Below are 16,959 nucleotides of genomic sequence, written 5' to 3'. Positions count from 1 at the left end.
CCTGTAGAACACCGACGTCTAAGCCGCCCCCTTCCCCGCCACCGGGGTGGAGGCGCAGGCGGCCGGCGCCGGCGCGCGGCTCAGCTCCGGAGTTTGGCCGCCGCGGTCCCGACCAGGGCCCGCCCGCCGCGCACCACGGTCTTGGCCAGCGGCAGGGCCGAGGCGAAGACCGGGTACAGGGGTGAGAGCGGCTTGTCCCAGGTGCCCATCAGCCGGTCCTCGTGGCCGGCCCAGCCCATCTTGAACTTCGAGACACCGTCGTTCAGCAGGCCGTTGAAGTCGTAGCGGGTGATGCCGCGGCGCTTCATCTCCTCGATGGCGAGCCACTTCAGCGCATAGTTGGCACGGAGCCTCTCGCCCTCCTCCGTCATCCCGCCGTAGAGCTCGAAGGACGTTGCGTCGCTGGCGGAAAGCCAGAGGAACGCCACCACCTCCGTGCCGCTGAACGCCGCGTACACCGGGGAGGCCTCCCCCAGGTTGTCGAAGATGTCGAAGTAGTAGGAGTCCTCGTGGATTCCGAAGCCGGCCCGTTCCGCGGTCTGGCGGTAGACCTCCAGGCAGGCCGGCAGCTCCGCCCGGGCGACCCGGCGGTACTCCAGCGCCTCCCGGCCCGACTTGCGGATGTACTGGCGGTGCTTCTTGCTCATCCCGGCCAGCAGGTCCTCGGTCGACAGCGTCAGGTCGAGGATCAGGGTGCGCCCGATGAGGATCGTGTTGGTGCTGGGCTTCCAGCCGGCGGCCGCAAGCCGCTGCTCGACCGGGCCGCCGGTGTCCCAGTCCGGTTCGATCGACAGTGCCACCGAGCCGTGCGCCGCGGAGACGTGGGCCGCGACGGCGTCGAGCACCTCGACCTCGCGGCCTTCCACGGCCTGGGGTCCCCGCGGAATGTACGCGAGGCTGCGCAGTGGAAACGGAAGCCTGCGCAGGAGCACCTGCGCGGAGCCGACCGTCGTGGCGCCCTCGCGCACCTCGACCCGCTCGACGTCCCACCCGTGGTCGGCCTTGGTCTGGCCCCACCCCCACAGCTGCTGGGGATGGCCGGACAGGGCGTTCACACCGGCATCCCAGCGGGCGCGGTCGAGGCAGGGTTCTACGGAGAGGCTCATAAACCAACTCTATCGGGGGCGGCACCCCCACCCCGGCACCCCGTCTCTCGAGGACGCGGCACCCGCCGCCGCACCGCCCTCAAAGCCGGTTCTTACTGCCTTCTCGATGCAGGTGGGACCCACCTTTGCGGGGTTCCTCCGGGGCGTTCGGCCAATGTGAAAAATGCCACCCTGCTGAGCATCCGGGCCGGTCCTGCGCGGAACCGCGCGTAGGGTGGAAAGCATGCTTAAAATCGCCGCACGATCAGAAGGACCACCCGGACACCAGCAAACCCCGGCCGTACCCGGCCCGGAAATCAGCGCCAACCCGGCGCCCGGAACCCCACGACTTGACCGGCCCGTCTTCTTCACGGCCCTCGCCGTCGTCACCGTGCTGGTCCTCGCCGCCGTTCTCTTTCCCTCGCAATTCACCGACGCCACCGCCGTCGTCCTCGCCGGCCTCGTCACGAACTTCGGCTGGGCGTTCGTCGCGACCGCCACCGGCTTCGTGGCCTTCGCCCTCTTCCTCGTCTTCAGCAGGTACGGGCAGATCCGGCTCGGCCGCGATGACGAAAAGCCCCGCTACTCGACGCCGTCCTGGATCGCCATGATGTTCAGCGCCGGCATGGGCATCGGGCTGATGTTCTACGGCGTCACCGAGCCCATCTCGCACTACCTCACGCCGCCCGTCGAGGGAATCGAGCCCGGCAGCCAGGCGGCCGCGCGGGAGGCCCTGAACTACACCCTGTTCCACTGGGCCATCCACCCCTGGGCCATCTACGCCGTCGTCGGCCTGGCCCTGGCGTACTCCGCCTACCGCAAGGGCCGCGGAGCCGGCTTCAGCGGCGCGTTCCTCCCGCTGTTCCGCGGCAGGCCCGCTCCCGGTGCGCTGCGCGCGATCGACGTCTTCGCCATCTTCGCGACCCTCTTCGGGTCCGCCACCTCGCTGGGCCTCGGCGTCCTCCAGATCAACGGCGGCCTCACCGAGGTCTTCGGCACCGCACGCAGCCTTGGGCTGCAGATCGGCATCATCGCCCTGCTGACCGTCTGCTTCGTCATCTCGGCCGTCAGCGGGATCAGCCGCGGCATCAAGTGGCTCTCCAACGGCAACATGATCCTCGCCCTGGCCCTGCTGTTCTTCCTCTTCGTCGTCGGGCCGACCGTCTTCATCCTTGAGCTGATCCCGGCCTCCGCCGGCAGCTACCTCGTCAGCCTGCCGCAGATGGCCTCGCGCACCGGCGCGTTCGGCGGCCAGGAGTGGCTCTCCACCTGGACCATCTTCTACTGGGCCTGGTGGGTCTCCTGGACCCCCTTCGTCGGCTCCTTCCTCGCCAAGATCTCGCGCGGGCGCACCATCCGGGAGTTCGTGATCGGCGTCGTCGCCGTGCCCAGCGCCATCAGCGTCCTCTGGTTCAGCGTGTGGGGCGGCACCGCCCTGACCGCGCAGAACTCCGGCACCGACATCGCCGCCGCGAACGCCGAGAGCCAGGAATCGGCGATGTTCGCCCTGCTGGCGGAGTACCCGCTGGCGGCCATCACCTCGGTGGTCGTCGTGGTGCTCGTGGCGGTGTTCTTCATCTCCGGGGCCGACGCCTCCTCCATCGTCCTGGGATCGCTGTCCTCCTTCGGCGCGGCAGTCCCGCCGAAGTCGATCACCGTGCTGTGGGGGCTGCTCACCGGTGCCGTGGCCGCCGCCCTGCTCTGGGTGGGAAGCCTGCAGGCCCTGCAGACGCTCACGATCATCGCCGCCGCGCCGTTCCTGCTCATCATGATCGGCCTGTGCACCGCGCTGATGATGGACCTGGTGCGGGACCCGGCGGTCGCGCGCACCCGCACGGCGTCGCCCGGCGAGGCCCGGCGGAAGCGCGCACGGCTCCACGAAACCCGCCAGAAGCGCGCCCGGCTCCTCCGCGGGCGCCGGAGGCAGCTGCAGTAGGCAGCCGCACCGGGCACCTGCGCAGGGGCGCCTTCGCCGGCGCGGGTGCCCGGGGCACCTGCGCTGCTAGGGCACCTTCACGATGGAACTGTCCGACGCCGCGCTCTCGGCGACCGCCGCGAGCACCCGCTGGAGCTGCAGCCCGTCCTCGAAGGACGGGCTGGGCTCCGCGCCGGCGGCGACGGCCACCAGGAAGTCGCGGATCTCGTGGGTGAAGGAATGCTCCCAGCCGAGCAGGTGCCCCTGCGGCCACCACGCCTCGAGGTAGGGGTGCTCCGGTTCGGTCACCAGGACGCGGGTGAACCCCTGCCCGGCGGTGGAGGCGGCACCGTCGAACACGTGCAGCTCATTGAGCGCCTCGGAGTCGAAGGACAGCGACCCGCCGGTGCCGAAGACCTCGATCCGCAGCGCGTTCTTCCGCCCCAGGGCCATCCGGGACACCTCGACGCTTGCCACCGCCCCGGAGGCCAGCGAAAGGCTCGCCCACACCGCGTCGTCGACGGTCACCTCCTCGGGGCCCTCGGGGCCGCGGCGCGACCCGACGAAGGTGCGCATCCTCCCGGTCACGTCGGCGACCGTGTCCCCCAGCAGGAACTGCACCTGGTCGATGGCGTGGGAGGCGATGTCCCCGAGCGCCCCCGAGCCCGCCTTCTCCTTCTGCAGCCGCCACACCATCGGCGCCTCGGCGTCGGCCAGCCAGTCCTGCAGGTACGCGGTGCGGACCTGGCGGATCTCCCCGAGCCTGCCCTCGGCGATGAGGGTGCGGGCCAGGGCGAGGGCGGGGACCCGCCGGAAGTTGAACCCGACCATCGACTGGATTCCGCGCGCCCGGGCGGCGCGGGCGGCGGCCACCATGGCCTCGGCCTCGGCCACGGTGTTGGCCAGGGGCTTCTCCACCAGGACGTGCTTGCCGGCCTCGAGGGCGGCCACGGCGATCTCCGCGTGCAGCCACCCCGGGGTGCAGATGTCGACGATGTCGATGTCCGGCCGGGAGACAACCTTCCGCCAGTCGGTCTCGGATTCCTGCCAGCCGTAGCGGCGGGCGGCGTCGGCCACCGAGTCGGCGTCCCGCCCGACGAGGACCTTCTGCTCGAAGGCGGGCACGTCGAAGTACCCGGCGACATTGCGCCACGCATGGGAGTGGGCCTTGCCCATGAAGGCGTAGCCGATCACGGCGACGCCGAGCGGCCGGGTGGAGTCACGCTGTGGAGCCATGGAATTCCCGGCCCTTTCCCCGGCGGAGGCCGGCGCTTTCCCTACTTGATCCGGGCGTAGCTTTCCCACTTGTGGGCCTGGTGCTCGCCGTCCACCACCCGGATGGTCCCGGACTTGGACCGCATGACGATGGACTGGGTCAGCACCTTGTCCTTGTTGTACCGCACCCCGCGCAGCAGGTCTCCGTCGGTGATGCCCGTCGCGGCAAAGTAGCAGTTGTCGCTGGTGACGAGGTCGTCGGTGGAGAGGACCCGCTCGAGGTCGTGGCCGGCGTCGAGAGCCTTCTGCTTTTCCTCATCGCTCGTCGGCCACAGCCGGCCCTGGATGACCCCGCCGAGGGTCTTGATGGCGCAGGCCGCCACGATGCCCTCGGGGGTGCCGCCGATACCCATCAGGGCGTCGACGTCGGTGCCCTCGCGGGCGGCGGCGATCGCGCCGGCGACGTCGCCGTCCATGATGAACTTCGTGCGGGCACCGGCGGCGCGGATCTCCTCGATCAGCGGCTTGTGCCGGTCGCGGTCGAGCACCATGACATTGAGCTGGCTGACCTTCTTGCCCTTGGACTTGGCGATCAGGTGGAGGTTCTGCTTGACCGGCAGGCGCAGGTCGACCATGTCGGCCGCCTCGGGGCCGGTCACCAGCTTCTCCATGTAGAACACCGCCGACGGGTCGAACATGGTGCCGCGTTCGGCGACGGCGAGCACGGCGAGCGCGTTGTTGATGCCCAACGCGGTCAGGCGGGTGCCGTCGATCGGGTCGACGGCGACGTCGCACAGCGGTCCGCTGCCGTCCCCGACCCGCTCGCCGTTGTAGAGCATCGGGGCCTCGTCCTTCTCGCCCTCGCCGATGACGACGATGCCGTTGAAGTGGACGGTGGAGAGCAGGGAGCGCATTGCGTCGACCGCCGCTCCGTCGGCGAGGTTCTTGTCGCCGAAGCCGACCCAGTGCCCGCCGGCGATCGCCGCGGCCTCGGTGACGCGGACGAGTTCGAGCGCGAGGTTGCGGTCCGGCTCCTGGTCCCCGACGGCCAGGGCCGGGGACAGGGTCGAGTACTGGGCGTTCTGGGCGGTGGCGTGTGCGGCGTTCTCGGTCACGTTCGTCCTCATCGTCGAAGGCAGTGTTGAGCAGGTCCGGTTCCGCCGGCGGGGCCGGCACAGTCCCTGAAGCCATCATAGTGGGGCCCGTCCGGCCGTGGAGGCCGGGGTTGGGCCGCCGGTTAGGCCGGGGGCCTCCGGTGGGGGAAAATAGGAGGGTGAGCGATGCGCAGCAGGAAACCCCAGGGCCCGACGGCGCCCGGCCGGCGGCCGAGGCCCCGGTCGTGAAGCCGGTGCTGACCCCCGCCCAGGCCAAGCGTGCCAACTCGACGATCGTGGGCATGCTCATGGCCGTGGGAGGGACCCTTGCGGTCGTCGTCCCGGTCGTGCTGATCAACCCCACGCACACCGCCGACACCTATCAGCGGAACGTCGACGTCGAGCAGGTCGCCGCCCAGGCCGCGGGCGACGCAGGCTACGAACCGGCCGCCCCGGAGCTGCCGGAGGACTGGAGTTCCAACTTCGCGCGCTGGACCACGGGCACCAGCGACGGGGTCGACTTCTGGGAGGTCGGCTACCTCACCGCCGGCAACGGCTTCATCCAGTTCGCCCAGACCGTCGAGGGCAACCCGTCCTGGACGGCGCAGCAGGCCGGCCCGGCGCAGCTTTCGGGCGAACGCAGCATCGGCGGCGTCGAGTGGGAGCTGAGGGATGCCTCGAACGGCGACACCGTGCTGACCTCCGAGGTGGACGGCTCGACCCTGGTCCTCAGCGGCGAGGCCGACCTTGCGGAGTTCGACGTGCTGGCCGAGGCGGTCCTTGCGGACCTCGAGCCGGCACCGCCGGCTGCGGAGGCCCCCTGACCCACCGGTAGAGTGGGCAGGGTGAGAGAGCAACTGACACCCGCCCAGGCCTGGCTCCGACTGCAGGAAGGCAACGCGCGCTTCGTCGCCGCCGATTCCTCCCACCCCAACCAGGACGCCTCGCGCCGGGAGACCCTGGTGCACAACCAGAATCCCTTCGCCGTGATCTTCGGATGCTCCGACTCCCGGTTGGCCGCCGAAATCATCTTCGACCTCGGCCTGGGCGACGTGTTCGTGGTGCGCACCGCCGGTCAGGTGATCGACGACGCCGTGCTGGGCTCCCTTGAGTACAGCGTCAGCGTGCTGGGCGTTCCACTGATCGTCATCCTCGGGCACGACAACTGCGGGGCGGTCACCGCCACCATGGACGCCATCGACACCGGCGACATGCCCACCGGGTTCCTGCGCGACCTCGTCGAACGCATCACTCCCTCGGTGCTCACGGCACGGCGGGACGGGACGACGGAGGTCAACGGCACCGCCGTGGAGCACGTCCGGCAGACCTCCAAGCGCCTGGTGGACAGCTCCCGGGTGATCGCCGACGCCGTGGCCTCCGGCTCGACCGCCGTCGTCGGGGTATCGTACCGGCTGGCCGAGGGCAGGGTCGTGAGGGTTTCAGGATTTGGCGCACTGTAAGCGCTGAGGTGAGAATTGGCCCATGACGCCAACCCCGAACACCACTTCCCAGGACGCCGGATACCGAATCGAGCACGACACCATGGGCGAGGTCCGCGTTCCGGCCGACGCACTTTACCGGGCGCAGACCCAGCGCGCCGTCGAGAACTTCCCGATCTCCGGCACCACCCTTGAGCGGGCGCACATCGAAGCGCTGGCCCGGATCAAGAAGGCCGCCGCCACCGCCAACGCCGAACTGGGGGTGCTCGACGGCGAGCGCGCCCGGGCCATCGAAGCGGCTGCCGAGGAGGTGGCAGCGGGAAAGTACGACGGCGACTTCCCCGTGGACATCTACCAGACCGGCTCCGGGACCTCCTCGAACATGAACGCCAACGAGGTCATCGCCACCCTCGCCACGCGCGCCCTTGAGGCCGCGGGCAGCACGGTGACGGTGCACCCGAACGACCACGTCAACGCCTCGCAGTCCTCGAACGACGTCTTCCCGACCTCGGTGCACGTCGCGGCGACCTCGGCGCTGACCAACGACCTGATCCCGGCCCTTGAGCACCTCGCCGCGGCGCTGGAGCGCAAGGCCGGGGAGTTTCACACCGTGGTGAAGTCCGGGCGCACCCACCTGATGGACGCCACCCCGGTCACCCTGGGCCAGGAGTTCGGCGGCTACGCCGCGCAGGTCCGCTACGGCATCGAACGCATCCAGGCGTCCCTTCCCCGGGTCGCCGAGGTCCCCCTGGGCGGCACCGCCGTGGGCACCGGCATCAACACCCCCGCCGGGTTCTCCGCCCGCGTGATCGAACTGCTCGCCGCCGACACCGCCCTTCCGCTGACGGAGGCCCGCGACCACTTCGAGGCCCAGGCGAACCGCGACGGCCTGGTCGAGGTCTCCGGAATGCTGCGCACCATCGCCGTGTCGCTCACCAAGATCCACAACGACCTGCGCTGGCTCGGCTCCGGCCCCAACACGGGCCTCGGGGAAATCGCCCTGCCCGACCTGCAGCCGGGGTCCTCGATCATGCCCGGCAAGGTCAACCCGGTCATCCCGGAGGCCGTCCTCATGGTCTGCGCCCAGGTCATCGGCAACGACGCCACCGTCGCCTGGGCCGGCACCAACGGGGCGTTCGAGCTCAATGTCGGCATCCCGGTCATCGCCCGGAACGTGCTCGAATCGATCCGCCTGCTCAGCAACTCCTGCCGGGTCTCGGCGGACCGCATGGTCGACGGCATCACCGCGAACGTCGAGCGGGCCCGCTTCCTGGCCGAGGCCTCGCCGTCGATCGTCACGCCGCTGAACAAGCACATCGGCTACGAAAACGCCGCGAAGATCGCCAAGAAGGCCGTGGCCGAGGGGCTCACCGTGCGTGAGGCCGTCGTCGCCCTGGGCTTCGTGGAGCGCGGCGAGCTCACCGAGGAGCAGCTTGATTCGGCCCTCGACGTCCTGTCGATGACCCGCCCGCCGCAGGCGTAGCCCGGCGCGCCCCGAAGCGCCCAGCGCACCCGAAAGCGACGGACGCACCGGTTTTGTCCGGTGCGTCCGTCGCTTTCGGGTGCTTCCGTCGTTAACGGGCGCATCGGGGCTGGCCTCAACGGTGGAAGGTGGGCACGCCGTCGGCCCCGGCGGCCTTGAGGACCAGCTCCCGGTGGCGCTCGTTGAGTTCCGGGAGGGCGTCCAGCGCGAACCAGCCCACCTCAAGGGACTCGTCGTCGTTGACGCGGGCCTCCCCGCCGAGGTACCGGCAGCGGAAGTCGAGGTTCAGGAAGGTGCAGACATCGCCGTTGGGGAAGGTGATCGGCCCGACGACGCCGACGTTGAGGAGGACCTCGACCTCCACGTCGACGCCGGTTTCCTCGTACACCTCCCGGCGCATCGCCTGGGCCGGTTCCTCGCCGGGGTCGACCATGCCGGTGATGATGGCCCACCGGCCGTTGTCGGCCCGCCGGCCCAGCAGCACCTCCCCCGCCTCGTTGTAGACAACCGCCCCCACCCCGGGCAGCCAGAGCGGGGCGTGGCCGATCTTTTCCCTCAGCTCAAGGACGAAGTCGGGTGTAGGCATGCCAAATACCCTACGTCACCGCCGGTTCCCGGCCCGCACCGGGCACCGCCGCGGGCCGGGGAGGGGGGCTAGATCTCCGCCCCCTCCAGCAGGTCCGTCACCAGCGCCGCGATGGGCGAGCGCTCCGAGCGGGTCAGGGTGATGTGCCCGAAGAGGGGGTGGCCCTTGAGGGTCTCCACGACGGCCGCGATACCGTCGTGCCGGCCCACCCGGAGGTTGTCCCGCTGGGCGATGTCGTGGGTGAGCACGATCCGCGAGTTCTGCCCGATCCGGCTCATCACCGTCAGGAGGACGTTCTTCTCGAGGGACTGCGCCTCGTCGACGATGACGAAGGAGTCGTGGAGGCTGCGCCCGCGGATGTGGGTCAGCGGCAGCACCTCGAGCATGCCCCGGTCCAGCACCTCCTCGACGACCTCCTGGGAGACCAGCGCGCCGAGCGTGTCGAAGACGGCCTGCGCCCACGGGTTCATCTTGTCGTTCTCGCTGCCGGGAAGGTACCCGAGCTCCTGCCCGCCCACGGCGTACAGCGGCCGGAAGACGACGACCTTGCGGTGCTCGCGCCGCTCCAGCACGGCCTCGAGCCCGGCGCACAGGGCGAGCGCGGACTTGCCGGTGCCGGCCCGCCCGCCCAGGGACACGATGCCGACCTCCTTGTCGAGCAGCAGGTCGATGGCCAGGCGCTGCTCCGCGGAGCGGCCGGAGAGCCCGAAGACGTCCCGGTCGGCGCGCACCACCCGGAGCGCCTTGTCGGCCCCGACCCGCGCCAGCCCCGAGCCGCGGGGCGAGTGCAGGATCGCGCCGGTGTTGACCGGCAGTTCCGCACCGGCGTCGGAGTGTACCGGCCGGTGGTCGTAGAGGGCGTTGAGGTCCTCCACCGACACGTCGAGTTCCGCCACCCCGGTCCAGCCGGAGTCCTTCACGAGTTCGTTGCGGTACTCGTCGGCCCGCAGCCCCATGGCGGAGGCCTTGACCCGCATTGGGAGATCCTTCGACACGACGGTGACGTCGCGCCCTTCCATCGAGAGGTGCCTGGCCACCGCCAGGATCCGCGCGTCGTTGCCGGCGCTGCGGAACCCGACCGGGAGCACCTCCGGCGAGACGTGGTTGAGCTCGACCTTCAGCGTTCCGCCCTCTTCCCCGAGAGGGACCGCCGTGTCCAGCCCGCCGTGTTTGACCCGCAGGTCATCGAGCAGCCGCAGGGCCTTGCGCGCGAAGTAGCCGAGCTCCGGGTCGTGGCGCTTGCCTTCGAGTTCGGTGATGACGACGACGGGAAGGATCACCTCGTGCTCGGCGAACCGCAGCACCGCCCGCGGGTCCGACAGCAGGACCGAGGTGTCGATGACGTAGCTGCGCCGGCCGTCGGCCGCAGGGGATGGGGTGGGATCGGATGGTGCCACGTGGACTCCGCTCCGGGGTGCGGGCACCCCGAGTTCGAGGTGGGGCGGGGCGGCCCGGCGGGAGGCCGGGTCCGGCCTCCCCGTGCTGAGCGGAACGGGTGTGCGTTCCGGCGTCATGGGCGGCCTCTCCGTCCGCCGGCGGAGGCGCCGGTGGATGGAGAAAGAATACGCCGCCGGGGCCGGTGGCAAGCAGCAGGAAAACCGTGTCGAAAATGAATTGCGGATGAAGCCTCAGGAACCGAAGCGGCGCTGGCGGCGCCCGAAGTCCCGTAGGGCCCGGAGGAAGTCCACGCGGCGGAAGTCCGGCCAGAGCGCTTCGCAGAAGTAGAACTCGCTGTAGGCGCTCTGCCACATGAGGAATCCCGAGAGGCGCTGCTCCCCGGAGGTGCGGATGACCAGGTCCGGGTCCTGCTGGCCGCGGGTGTAGAGGAACGAGGAGATGTGCTGGTCGGTCAGCTCGGCGGCGAGCTCCTCGAGGGGTTTGCCCTCGGTCGCGGCTTCGAGGAGGAGTTCCTTGACGGCGTCGACGATCTCCCGCCGCCCGCCGTAGCCGACGGCGACGTTGACGTGGAGTCCGTCGATGGCCTCGGTCTGGGCCGCGAGGGCCGCGAGCTTCGCGGCGAGGTCGTCGGGCAGCAGTTCGAGGGCTCCCACGGGCTGGACGCGGACCCGGTTGCTTTCGCCGAGCCGGTCGAGGGTGTTGGCGATGATGTCGAGGAGCTGGTCGATCTCCTCCCGGGGCCGGCCCATATTGTCGGTGGAGAGCATGTAGAGCGTGACGACGTCGACGCCGAGTTCCTCGCACCAGCCGAGGAACTCGTGGATCTTGTCGGCCCCGGCCTGGTGTCCGTGGCTGGTGGGGGCGCCGGCGAGCCGGGCCCACCGCCGGTTGCCGTCGACCATGACGCCGATGTGGTGCGGGATGCGCTCGGGGCTCAGGTCCCGCTGGAGCCGGCGTTCGTAGAAGCTGTAGGCGAATTCAGGGATTTTCAGGAACACGCCCGGGCCGCCCTTTCCGTCTGAGTCGTGGTGGGCGCTCCTGCCGGAGCGCTACTCCTACGGTACCGGCACGGCGGAGAATCGTTCGGAGGCTGGACCCCCGGCCACCCTACCCGTCGGTAACTTACGCCACCGTAGGTTACGCTCTTCCCATGACTTCGCCTTCCCGACGCCGCAACGGACCGGCCCCCGCGGACCGGCCGGGGCCGGTGGAGGCCACCCTGGACGAGGTTGCCGACGTCCTGGCGGCCAAGCCGTCCTGGCGGGGCTGGATCCATGCGGTCGCCACTCCCCTGGCGCTCGCCGCGGGCATCGTGCTGGTCCTCGCCGCACCCACCGGAGCGCTCAAGGCGGCCTCGGCGGTCTATGCCGCCACCGGCGTCCTGCTGTTCGGTGTCAGCGCCGTGTACCACCGCGGGAACTGGAGGCCCCAGACCCGCCTCGTGCTCAAGCGGCTCGACCACACCAACATCATGCTCGTCATCGCCGGGTCCTACACTCCGCTGGCGTGGGCGATGCTGGAGCGCCCCACCGCGGTGACCCTGCTGTGGATTATCTGGGCGGGCGCGCTCGTCGGGGTCCTGTTCCGCATCCTGTGGCTGCACGCGCCGCGCTGGCTCTACGTGCCGGTCTACGTGGCCCTCGGTATGGGTGCGCTGTTCTACCTCCCGGCGTTCTGGGCCGCGGATCCCGTGGTGACCGTGCTCATCCTGGCCGGCGGCGCGCTCTACATCGCCGGCGCCGTCTTCTACGCCCTGCGCCGGCCGAACTTCAGCCGGGAACGGTTCGGCTTCCACGAACTCTTCCACGCCTTCACCGTTGCGGCGTTCGCCGCCCACTTCGCGGCGATCCTCCGGGCCGTCCTCGACCCCGTGGGCGCCTGAGCCGCAGCGGAGTCCTGCCCGGCCGGCCGCTGCGGCCGGCGGTGGAGGCGCTTCAGGGGTCCTCAGGAGGATGAGAGGAGCGCGATGAGCTCCTCCGGCGACCCGACGGGCCGCCGGCAGACCATCCCCCGGCACAGGTAGGCCCGGGCCGCCCCGTCCTCCCCCGGCGCCCTGCCCGCCAGCAACGGCACGACCGAACCGGCGGCGCCGTCCGGACCCCCTGGGGCGAGGACAATGCCGGCCCTGCCGAACCGCCGTCCGGCGTCCGCCAGCGCCGCCGCGGCCGCGGGCGTGCCTCCGACGACGGCCAGTTCCTGGGGTCCGGCGGCGAAGGCCTGGGCCGCCGCAAGCGCCCACCCGACGGCGGCGGGGGCGCGTTCGGCGAGGTGGCCGGCATAGCGCAGGATCTCCAGGGAGAGGGCCCGGTGCCGGGCGGAGCCGCTGTAGGCGGAGTAGGTCAGCAGGGCCGAGGCGAACAGCGCGGTGCCGCTCGGGGTGGGGCCGTCGAGGGGCTCGGAGGCCTCTTCGGAGCCCTGCGCCGCCAGCAGCGGCCCGTCGGCCGCGGCCGAGTCGGCGAGGCGGCCTCCGCGCAGGAAGCGCCGCTCGGCGGTGAGGAGGAGATTTTCCGCGGCGGTGTACCAGGCGGCGTCCCCGGTCGCGGCGAACAGGGCGAAGAGTCCCTCCGCGCAGCCCGCATAGTCCTCGAGCAGCCCCTCGATGCCGATGGTCCGCCGCTCGTGGGAGACCCGGCGCAGCACCGAGCCGTCCCAGTGCACCTCGAGGAGGTAGGACGCCGCGGCGGCGGCCGCGTCGATCAGGGCCGGCTCGCCGAGGGCCGCGCCGGAGTCGGCCAGCGCGGCGACGGCCAGTCCGTTCCAGCCGGCCACGACCTTGGCGTCCCGCCCCGGCTGCGGCCGGGCCGTCCGTGCGGCGCGGAGCCGTGGCGCTGCCGCGTCCCAGAGCCGCTGTTCGCCGGCGGAGAAGGTCCTGCCGGCGTGCAGGGTGAAGGCGCCGTCCTCGACCGCGCCGGCGTCGGTGTCGAACAGGGCCGCGACGGCCGGCGCGTCGGCACCGAGCACCCGGTCCAGCTCCGCCCGGGTCCACACATAGGTGCCGCCCTCGACGGGGCGGCCGTCGATGACCGTGTCCGCGTCGAGCGAGGAGGCGAACGCGCCGCCGTCCACGACCATCTCCTCGAGCAGCCACCGCGCCGTGCCGCGGACGACGTCGGCGGCGAGGGCCCGCCGGTCCACAGTGCGCGCGGTCAGGGCGGACTCGGCGTAGAGGCGCAGCAGCTGGGCATTGTCGTAGAGCATCTTCTCGAAGTGCGGCACGGCCCAGGCGGGGTCCACCGCGTAGCGCGCGAAGCCGCCGCCGAGCCGGTCGTAGATCCCGGAGACGGCCATGGCCTCCAGCGTCCGCCCGGCGAGTCCGGCGGCCTCCTCGGCCGTGGCGGAGGTGCTGCGCGCGTGCGCGAGCAGGAACCGAAGCGCGGTGGACGGTGGGAACTTCGGGGCGCCGCCGAACCCCGCGTGAACCGGGTCCTCCCGCCCGGCCAGGCCCAGCACGGCAGCCTCCAGCAGGGCCCCGTCGATCGGCGTGCCGGGCCCGGCGGCGATCCGCACCGGATCCGGTTCCGGGTCCAGGCCAAGGACGCCGACGAGTGCGCTTTTCTGCCGCTGGGCCGCGCCGAGGCCCTCGGCGAGCGCCGTGGCGCTGCGTTCGACCTCCCCGCGGCGCTGGGCCCAGGCCTCGGAGACCGCCTCGAGGACCTGGCGGAAGGACGGGCGCCCGCCGATGGGCAGGGGCGGGAAGTAGGTCCCGGCGAAGAAGGCCCGCCCGTCCGGGAGGGCGAACACGCTCATCGGCCACCCGCCCTGCCCGGTCATGGCCTGGGTGGCCCCCATGTAGACGGCGTCGACGTCGGGGCGTTCCTCGCGGTCCACCTTGATGCTGACGAACTGCTCGTTCAGGTACCGCGCCACCAGCTCGTCTTCGAAGGACTCGTGCGCCATGACGTGGCACCAGTGGCAGGCCGCGTAGCCGACCGAGAGGAAGACGGGCACGTCGCGCGCCCGGGCCTCGGCGAAGGCCTCGTCCCCGAACGGCCACCAGTCGACGGGGTTGTCCGCATGCTGGCGGAGGTAAGCCGATGCCTCAGCCTGCAGCCGCCGGCCCACGGGTCAGTCCCGTCCGGCCGTTCCGCCCGGAGCCGTGCCGGAGCCGGCCGCCGGTCCGGACCCGGTGCGGCCGGGCCCGGTGTGCCCGGGACCGTCCTGCGTCTCAAGGCGGGCCGGGGTGTCGGCCCCGCCCTCTTCGAGCATTGCGTTGTACCGGACGCGGCGGATCCGCTTGCTCATGTCGCGGATGAGGAAGATGACGGCGACGACGATCAGCACCGTGAAGATGAAGCCGAGGGTTCCCGGGGTCACGGACTCCGGGTCAAGGCCCGGCCGGAGGTCGTCCCCGGTTGAGGAAACCACGGCGGCCGCCAGGTTGAGCGGGAGGATCACGATGCACCACTTTCGACTCCGGCGGCGGACAGCCCGCCACCTTCCAATTCTACGGGTCCCCGGCTCAGCGTGGCTCCGTGATTCCGGCGAAGAGGTCGTGCTCCGGGAGGGACGACTCGACATGGGACCGGATCAGCGAGTAGTCCTCCCACGGCCACACCTTGCGCTGCATTTCGGCGGAGACGGCGAAGAAGAACCCCTCGGGGTCCACCTGGGTGCGGTGCGACATCAGGGCCTTGTCCCGCAGCCCGAAGAAGTCGCCGGCGTCGATCTGGGTCGTCGTCGCGTGGGTGGGGGCCGGCGGCTGGTGGCCCTCGGCGTCCGCCTCGAGCCACTGGGCGATCCGCTCCGCGTGGGGCGACTGGATCCCCGCCTCCTCGAGGGCGAAGTGCAGGGCACGGAAACGCTCAGGGTTGAAGGCGCGGTCGTAGTAGAGCTTGTCCACCTGCCAGGCCTCCCCGGTGCCGGGGTAGCGGGCGGGGTCCCCGGCCGCCTCGAAGGCCTCCACGGCGACCCGGTGGGCCATGATGTGGTCGGGGTGCGGGTATCCGCCGTTCTCGTCATAGCTGAGGATCACGTGCGGGCGGAACCCGCGCACGAGCCGGACCAGGGGCGCGGCGGCCCGCTCCAGCGGCTGGAGGGCGAAACAGCCCGCCGGGAGGTCCGGCAGCGGGTCCCCTTCGGGCAGCCCCGAGTCGGCGAAACCCAGCCAGCGCTGCCGGACGGACAGCACCTCCGCCGCGCGGGCCATCTCCAGGCGGCGCAGGCCGGCCAGGTCCCGGCGGGCGTGGGCGTCGCCCTCCATCGCCGGATTCAGGATCGAGCCGCGTTCGCCTCCCGTGCAGGTGGCAACGAGCACGTCGACGCCGGCGGCAGCGTATTTCGCCATGGTCGCCGCGCCCTTGCTCGACTCGTCGTCGGGGTGGGCATGGACCGCCAGCAGGCGGAATCCATGGCGGGACGCGGCGGTGTTATCCGTGCTGAACAAGGAGGCTCCTGGGAAGGGTCGGGTGAGGCAGGTGCGCGGGCCGCGGTGCTGGAGAACCGCGCCGCGGATCGACGGTAAAATACGGAGGTGAGCTCCGAGCATGCGCCTCCCCCAAGAGTAGCCAATCGCTACGGTGCCCCCAAGCCGGTGCGCGCGGCCGGGCGGCGCCGCTGGTGGATCGTCGGGGCCCTCGCGGCAGCCGTGATCGTCATCGGCATCTTTGCCTTTTCCACGGTGGCGCCGCGGGTCTCCTTCAAGGATGTGGGGTTTGCCCTCTCCTCGAACCAGGAGGCGCGGGTGGACTTCGAGGTGACCAAGCCCACGGACGCCACCGCCCGGTGCGCCGTGCAGGTGCTCAGCGAGAACTACGCCATCGTCGGGTGGAAGGTCGTCACGATCGGACCCACTGCCGCGACGGATGCGGCGGACGGCGGGCGCACGACGGCGCAGCGGGTCGAGCTGCGCACCGACTCCCCCGGGGTCTCCGGTGGCGTCGACAGCTGCTGGATTGCCGGAACCCGCGACTGACCCCGCACCCGGCGCCCCGCCGAAACTGCACCTTCCCACGCTTTGCCGCCCCCGAAGGGTGGTGATCCGCACACTCGGCGGAGGGCGCCGGAACGCCGGGCGGCAGCGAAAAGAAGGCCACTGGGTTTTTTCTTGGGTTATCCCGGGGTGCTGACTAGACTGGACGAATACACGCCCCGCCCCGACGGAGACCCCCCGTGGTCACCCAGACGGCGGGGTTCTTGCTTGTGGGTCGGCCTTACGGTTCCGGCCGGCGGGCAGAACACCAAGAGCCGGCCCGCACGCGCGGGTCCGGACATACCAAAGGAGATGCCCCGTGTCCACTAACAGCGCACCCGTTGCCTGGCTCACGCAGGAGTCCTACACGCGCCTCAAGGCCGAGCTGGAACACCTCTCCGGGCCCGGGCGCACCGAGATCGTTGCTCGCATCGAGCAGGCCCGCTCGGAGGGCGACCTCAAGGAGAACGGCGGCTACCACGCCGCCAAGGAGGAGCAGGGCAAGGCCGAGGCCCGCATCCGCCAGCTCACCGCGCTGCTCAACAACGCGCAGGTCGGGCAGGCCCCCGCGGACGACGGCGTGGTGGAGCCGGGCATGATGGTCGAGGCGAAAATCGCCGGCGACGTCGAAACCTTCCTCCTCGGCAGCCGCGAGGTCGCCGGCGACACCGACATCGACGTCTACAGCGAGCGTTCGCCCCTCGGCGCCGCCATCCAGGGCAAGAAGGCCGGTGACACGGTGAGCTACACCGCGCCCAACGGCCGGACCATCACCGTGGAGATCCTCGCCGCCAAGCCCTACGCCGGCTGAGCGGCCCACACGCCGCCCGGGCGAG

Annotated in this window: 16 protein-coding genes; 7 read left to right on the top strand and 9 right to left on the bottom strand. The window is 71.2% G+C overall.

The window, feature by feature from the left end; translation table 11 throughout:
• Nucleotides 1-80: 80 nt before the first annotated feature.
• Complete coding sequence (locus ACX80W_RS10835; protein WP_459283119.1) at nt 81-1,106, bottom strand: lipid II:glycine glycyltransferase FemX; 1,026 nt, start codon at nt 1,104-1,106, stop codon at nt 81-83.
• Between the two features lie 223 nt (nt 1,107-1,329).
• On the opposite strand from ACX80W_RS10835, the gene ACX80W_RS10830 reads away from it, so the two are divergent.
• On the top strand, nt 1,330-3,021 hold the full coding sequence (locus ACX80W_RS10830) for a BCCT family transporter (RefSeq protein ID WP_459283117.1): 1,692 nt from the start codon (nt 1,330-1,332) through the stop codon (nt 3,019-3,021).
• Between the two features lie 66 nt (nt 3,022-3,087).
• On the opposite strand, the gene ACX80W_RS10825 is transcribed toward ACX80W_RS10830, so the two are convergent.
• Entirely contained in the window at nt 3,088-4,236 is a 1,149-nt protein-coding gene (locus tag ACX80W_RS10825) for a Gfo/Idh/MocA family protein (RefSeq protein WP_459283115.1), read from the bottom strand.
• Nucleotides 4,237-4,277: 41 nt separating this feature from the next.
• Nucleotides 4,278-5,342, bottom strand: a complete 1,065-nt coding sequence (gene glpX, locus ACX80W_RS10820; RefSeq protein WP_459283113.1) for a class II fructose-bisphosphatase — start codon at nt 5,340-5,342, stop codon at nt 4,278-4,280.
• A 146-nt stretch (nt 5,343-5,488) separates the two neighbouring features.
• Here glpX and ACX80W_RS10815 point away from each other — a divergent pair, with 146 nt between their 5' ends.
• Genes ACX80W_RS10815 through ACX80W_RS10805 form a run of 3 tightly spaced genes read left to right on the top strand, consistent with a single transcriptional unit; the run spans nt 5,489 to nt 8,231 of the window.
• On the top strand, nt 5,489-6,133 hold the full coding sequence (locus ACX80W_RS10815; RefSeq protein WP_459283111.1) for a DUF4245 domain-containing protein: 645 nt from the start codon (nt 5,489-5,491) through the stop codon (nt 6,131-6,133).
• 21 nt (nt 6,134-6,154) lie between these two features.
• Nucleotides 6,155-6,769: a carbonic anhydrase gene (locus ACX80W_RS10810; protein ID WP_459283109.1), complete on the top strand. Its 615-nt coding sequence runs from the start codon at nt 6,155-6,157 to the stop codon at nt 6,767-6,769.
• Between the two features lie 22 nt (nt 6,770-6,791).
• Nucleotides 6,792-8,231, top strand: coding sequence for a class II fumarate hydratase (locus ACX80W_RS10805; protein ID WP_459283107.1), 1,440 nt, complete (start codon nt 6,792-6,794; stop codon nt 8,229-8,231).
• A gap of 115 nt (nt 8,232-8,346) precedes the next feature.
• Here ACX80W_RS10805 and ACX80W_RS10800 read toward each other — a convergent pair whose 3' ends face one another.
• The 3 genes from ACX80W_RS10800 to ACX80W_RS10790 all read right to left on the bottom strand — a co-directional run bounded on the left by ACX80W_RS10800 (nt 8,347) and on the right by ACX80W_RS10790 (nt 11,207).
• Nucleotides 8,347-8,817: an NUDIX hydrolase gene (locus tag ACX80W_RS10800; protein WP_459283105.1), complete on the bottom strand. Its 471-nt coding sequence runs from the start codon at nt 8,815-8,817 to the stop codon at nt 8,347-8,349.
• 68 nt (nt 8,818-8,885) lie between these two features.
• Nucleotides 8,886-10,331: an RNA 5'-3' helicase PhoH2 gene (gene phoH2, locus ACX80W_RS10795; protein WP_459283103.1), complete on the bottom strand. Its 1,446-nt coding sequence runs from the start codon at nt 10,329-10,331 to the stop codon at nt 8,886-8,888.
• Nucleotides 10,332-10,445: 114 nt separating this feature from the next.
• On the bottom strand, nt 10,446-11,207 hold the full coding sequence (locus ACX80W_RS10790; RefSeq protein ID WP_459283133.1) for an isoprenyl transferase: 762 nt from the start codon (nt 11,205-11,207) through the stop codon (nt 10,446-10,448).
• 158 nt (nt 11,208-11,365) lie between these two features.
• Here ACX80W_RS10790 and trhA point away from each other — a divergent pair, with 158 nt between their 5' ends.
• Entirely contained in the window at nt 11,366-12,097 is a 732-nt protein-coding gene (gene trhA / locus ACX80W_RS10785; RefSeq protein ID WP_459283100.1) for a PAQR family membrane homeostasis protein TrhA, read from the top strand.
• Nucleotides 12,098-12,159: 62 nt separating this feature from the next.
• Here trhA and ACX80W_RS10780 read toward each other — a convergent pair whose 3' ends face one another.
• The 3 genes from ACX80W_RS10780 to mca all read right to left on the bottom strand — a co-directional run bounded on the left by ACX80W_RS10780 (nt 12,160) and on the right by mca (nt 15,598).
• Nucleotides 12,160-14,277 carry a thioredoxin domain-containing protein gene (locus ACX80W_RS10780; RefSeq protein ID WP_459283098.1) on the bottom strand — a complete coding sequence of 706 codons (2,118 nt, stop codon included), beginning with the start codon at nt 14,275-14,277 and terminating at the stop codon, nt 12,160-12,162.
• Between the two features lie 3 nt (nt 14,278-14,280).
• Entirely contained in the window at nt 14,281-14,610 is a 330-nt protein-coding gene (locus ACX80W_RS10775) for a hypothetical protein (protein WP_459283096.1), read from the bottom strand.
• Nucleotides 14,611-14,674: 64 nt separating this feature from the next.
• Nucleotides 14,675-15,598, bottom strand: coding sequence for a mycothiol conjugate amidase Mca (gene mca, locus ACX80W_RS10770; protein WP_459283094.1), 924 nt, complete (start codon nt 15,596-15,598; stop codon nt 14,675-14,677).
• 87 nt (nt 15,599-15,685) lie between these two features.
• Between mca and ACX80W_RS10765 the strand changes: the two genes are divergently transcribed.
• Together ACX80W_RS10765 and greA are read left to right on the top strand one after the other, a co-directional pair.
• Entirely contained in the window at nt 15,686-16,126 is a 441-nt protein-coding gene (locus ACX80W_RS10765) for a DUF4307 domain-containing protein (protein WP_459283092.1), read from the top strand.
• A 316-nt stretch (nt 16,127-16,442) separates the two neighbouring features.
• Nucleotides 16,443-16,934, top strand: a complete 492-nt coding sequence (gene greA, locus ACX80W_RS10760; protein ID WP_459283090.1) for a transcription elongation factor GreA — start codon at nt 16,443-16,445, stop codon at nt 16,932-16,934.
• The last annotated feature ends 25 nt before the right edge of the window (nt 16,935-16,959 follow it).

It is taken from the genome of Arthrobacter melezitosi, from assembly GCF_054511055.1.
The sequence above is the reverse complement of the archived record's forward strand: the minus strand, read 5'-3'. Positions and strand labels throughout refer to the sequence as shown.

Bases quoted from the DNA above. Each gene is read 5' to 3' on its own strand.
- ACX80W_RS10835 (WP_459283119.1), bottom strand. From the start codon at position 1,106: ATGAGCCTCTCCGTAGAACCCTGCCTCGACCGCGCCCGCTGGGATGCC.
- ACX80W_RS10830 (WP_459283117.1), top strand. From the start codon at position 1,330: ATGCTTAAAATCGCCGCACGATCAGAAGGACCACCCGGACACCAGCAA.
- ACX80W_RS10825 (WP_459283115.1), bottom strand. From the start codon at position 4,236: ATGGCTCCACAGCGTGACTCCACCCGGCCGCTCGGCGTCGCCGTGATC.
- glpX (WP_459283113.1), bottom strand. From the start codon at position 5,342: ATGAGGACGAACGTGACCGAGAACGCCGCACACGCCACCGCCCAGAAC.
- ACX80W_RS10805 (WP_459283107.1), top strand. From the start codon at position 6,792: ATGACGCCAACCCCGAACACCACTTCCCAGGACGCCGGATACCGAATC.
- ACX80W_RS10800 (WP_459283105.1), bottom strand. From the start codon at position 8,817: ATGCCTACACCCGACTTCGTCCTTGAGCTGAGGGAAAAGATCGGCCAC.
- phoH2 (WP_459283103.1), bottom strand. From the start codon at position 10,331: ATGACGCCGGAACGCACACCCGTTCCGCTCAGCACGGGGAGGCCGGAC.
- trhA (WP_459283100.1), top strand. From the start codon at position 11,366: ATGACTTCGCCTTCCCGACGCCGCAACGGACCGGCCCCCGCGGACCGG.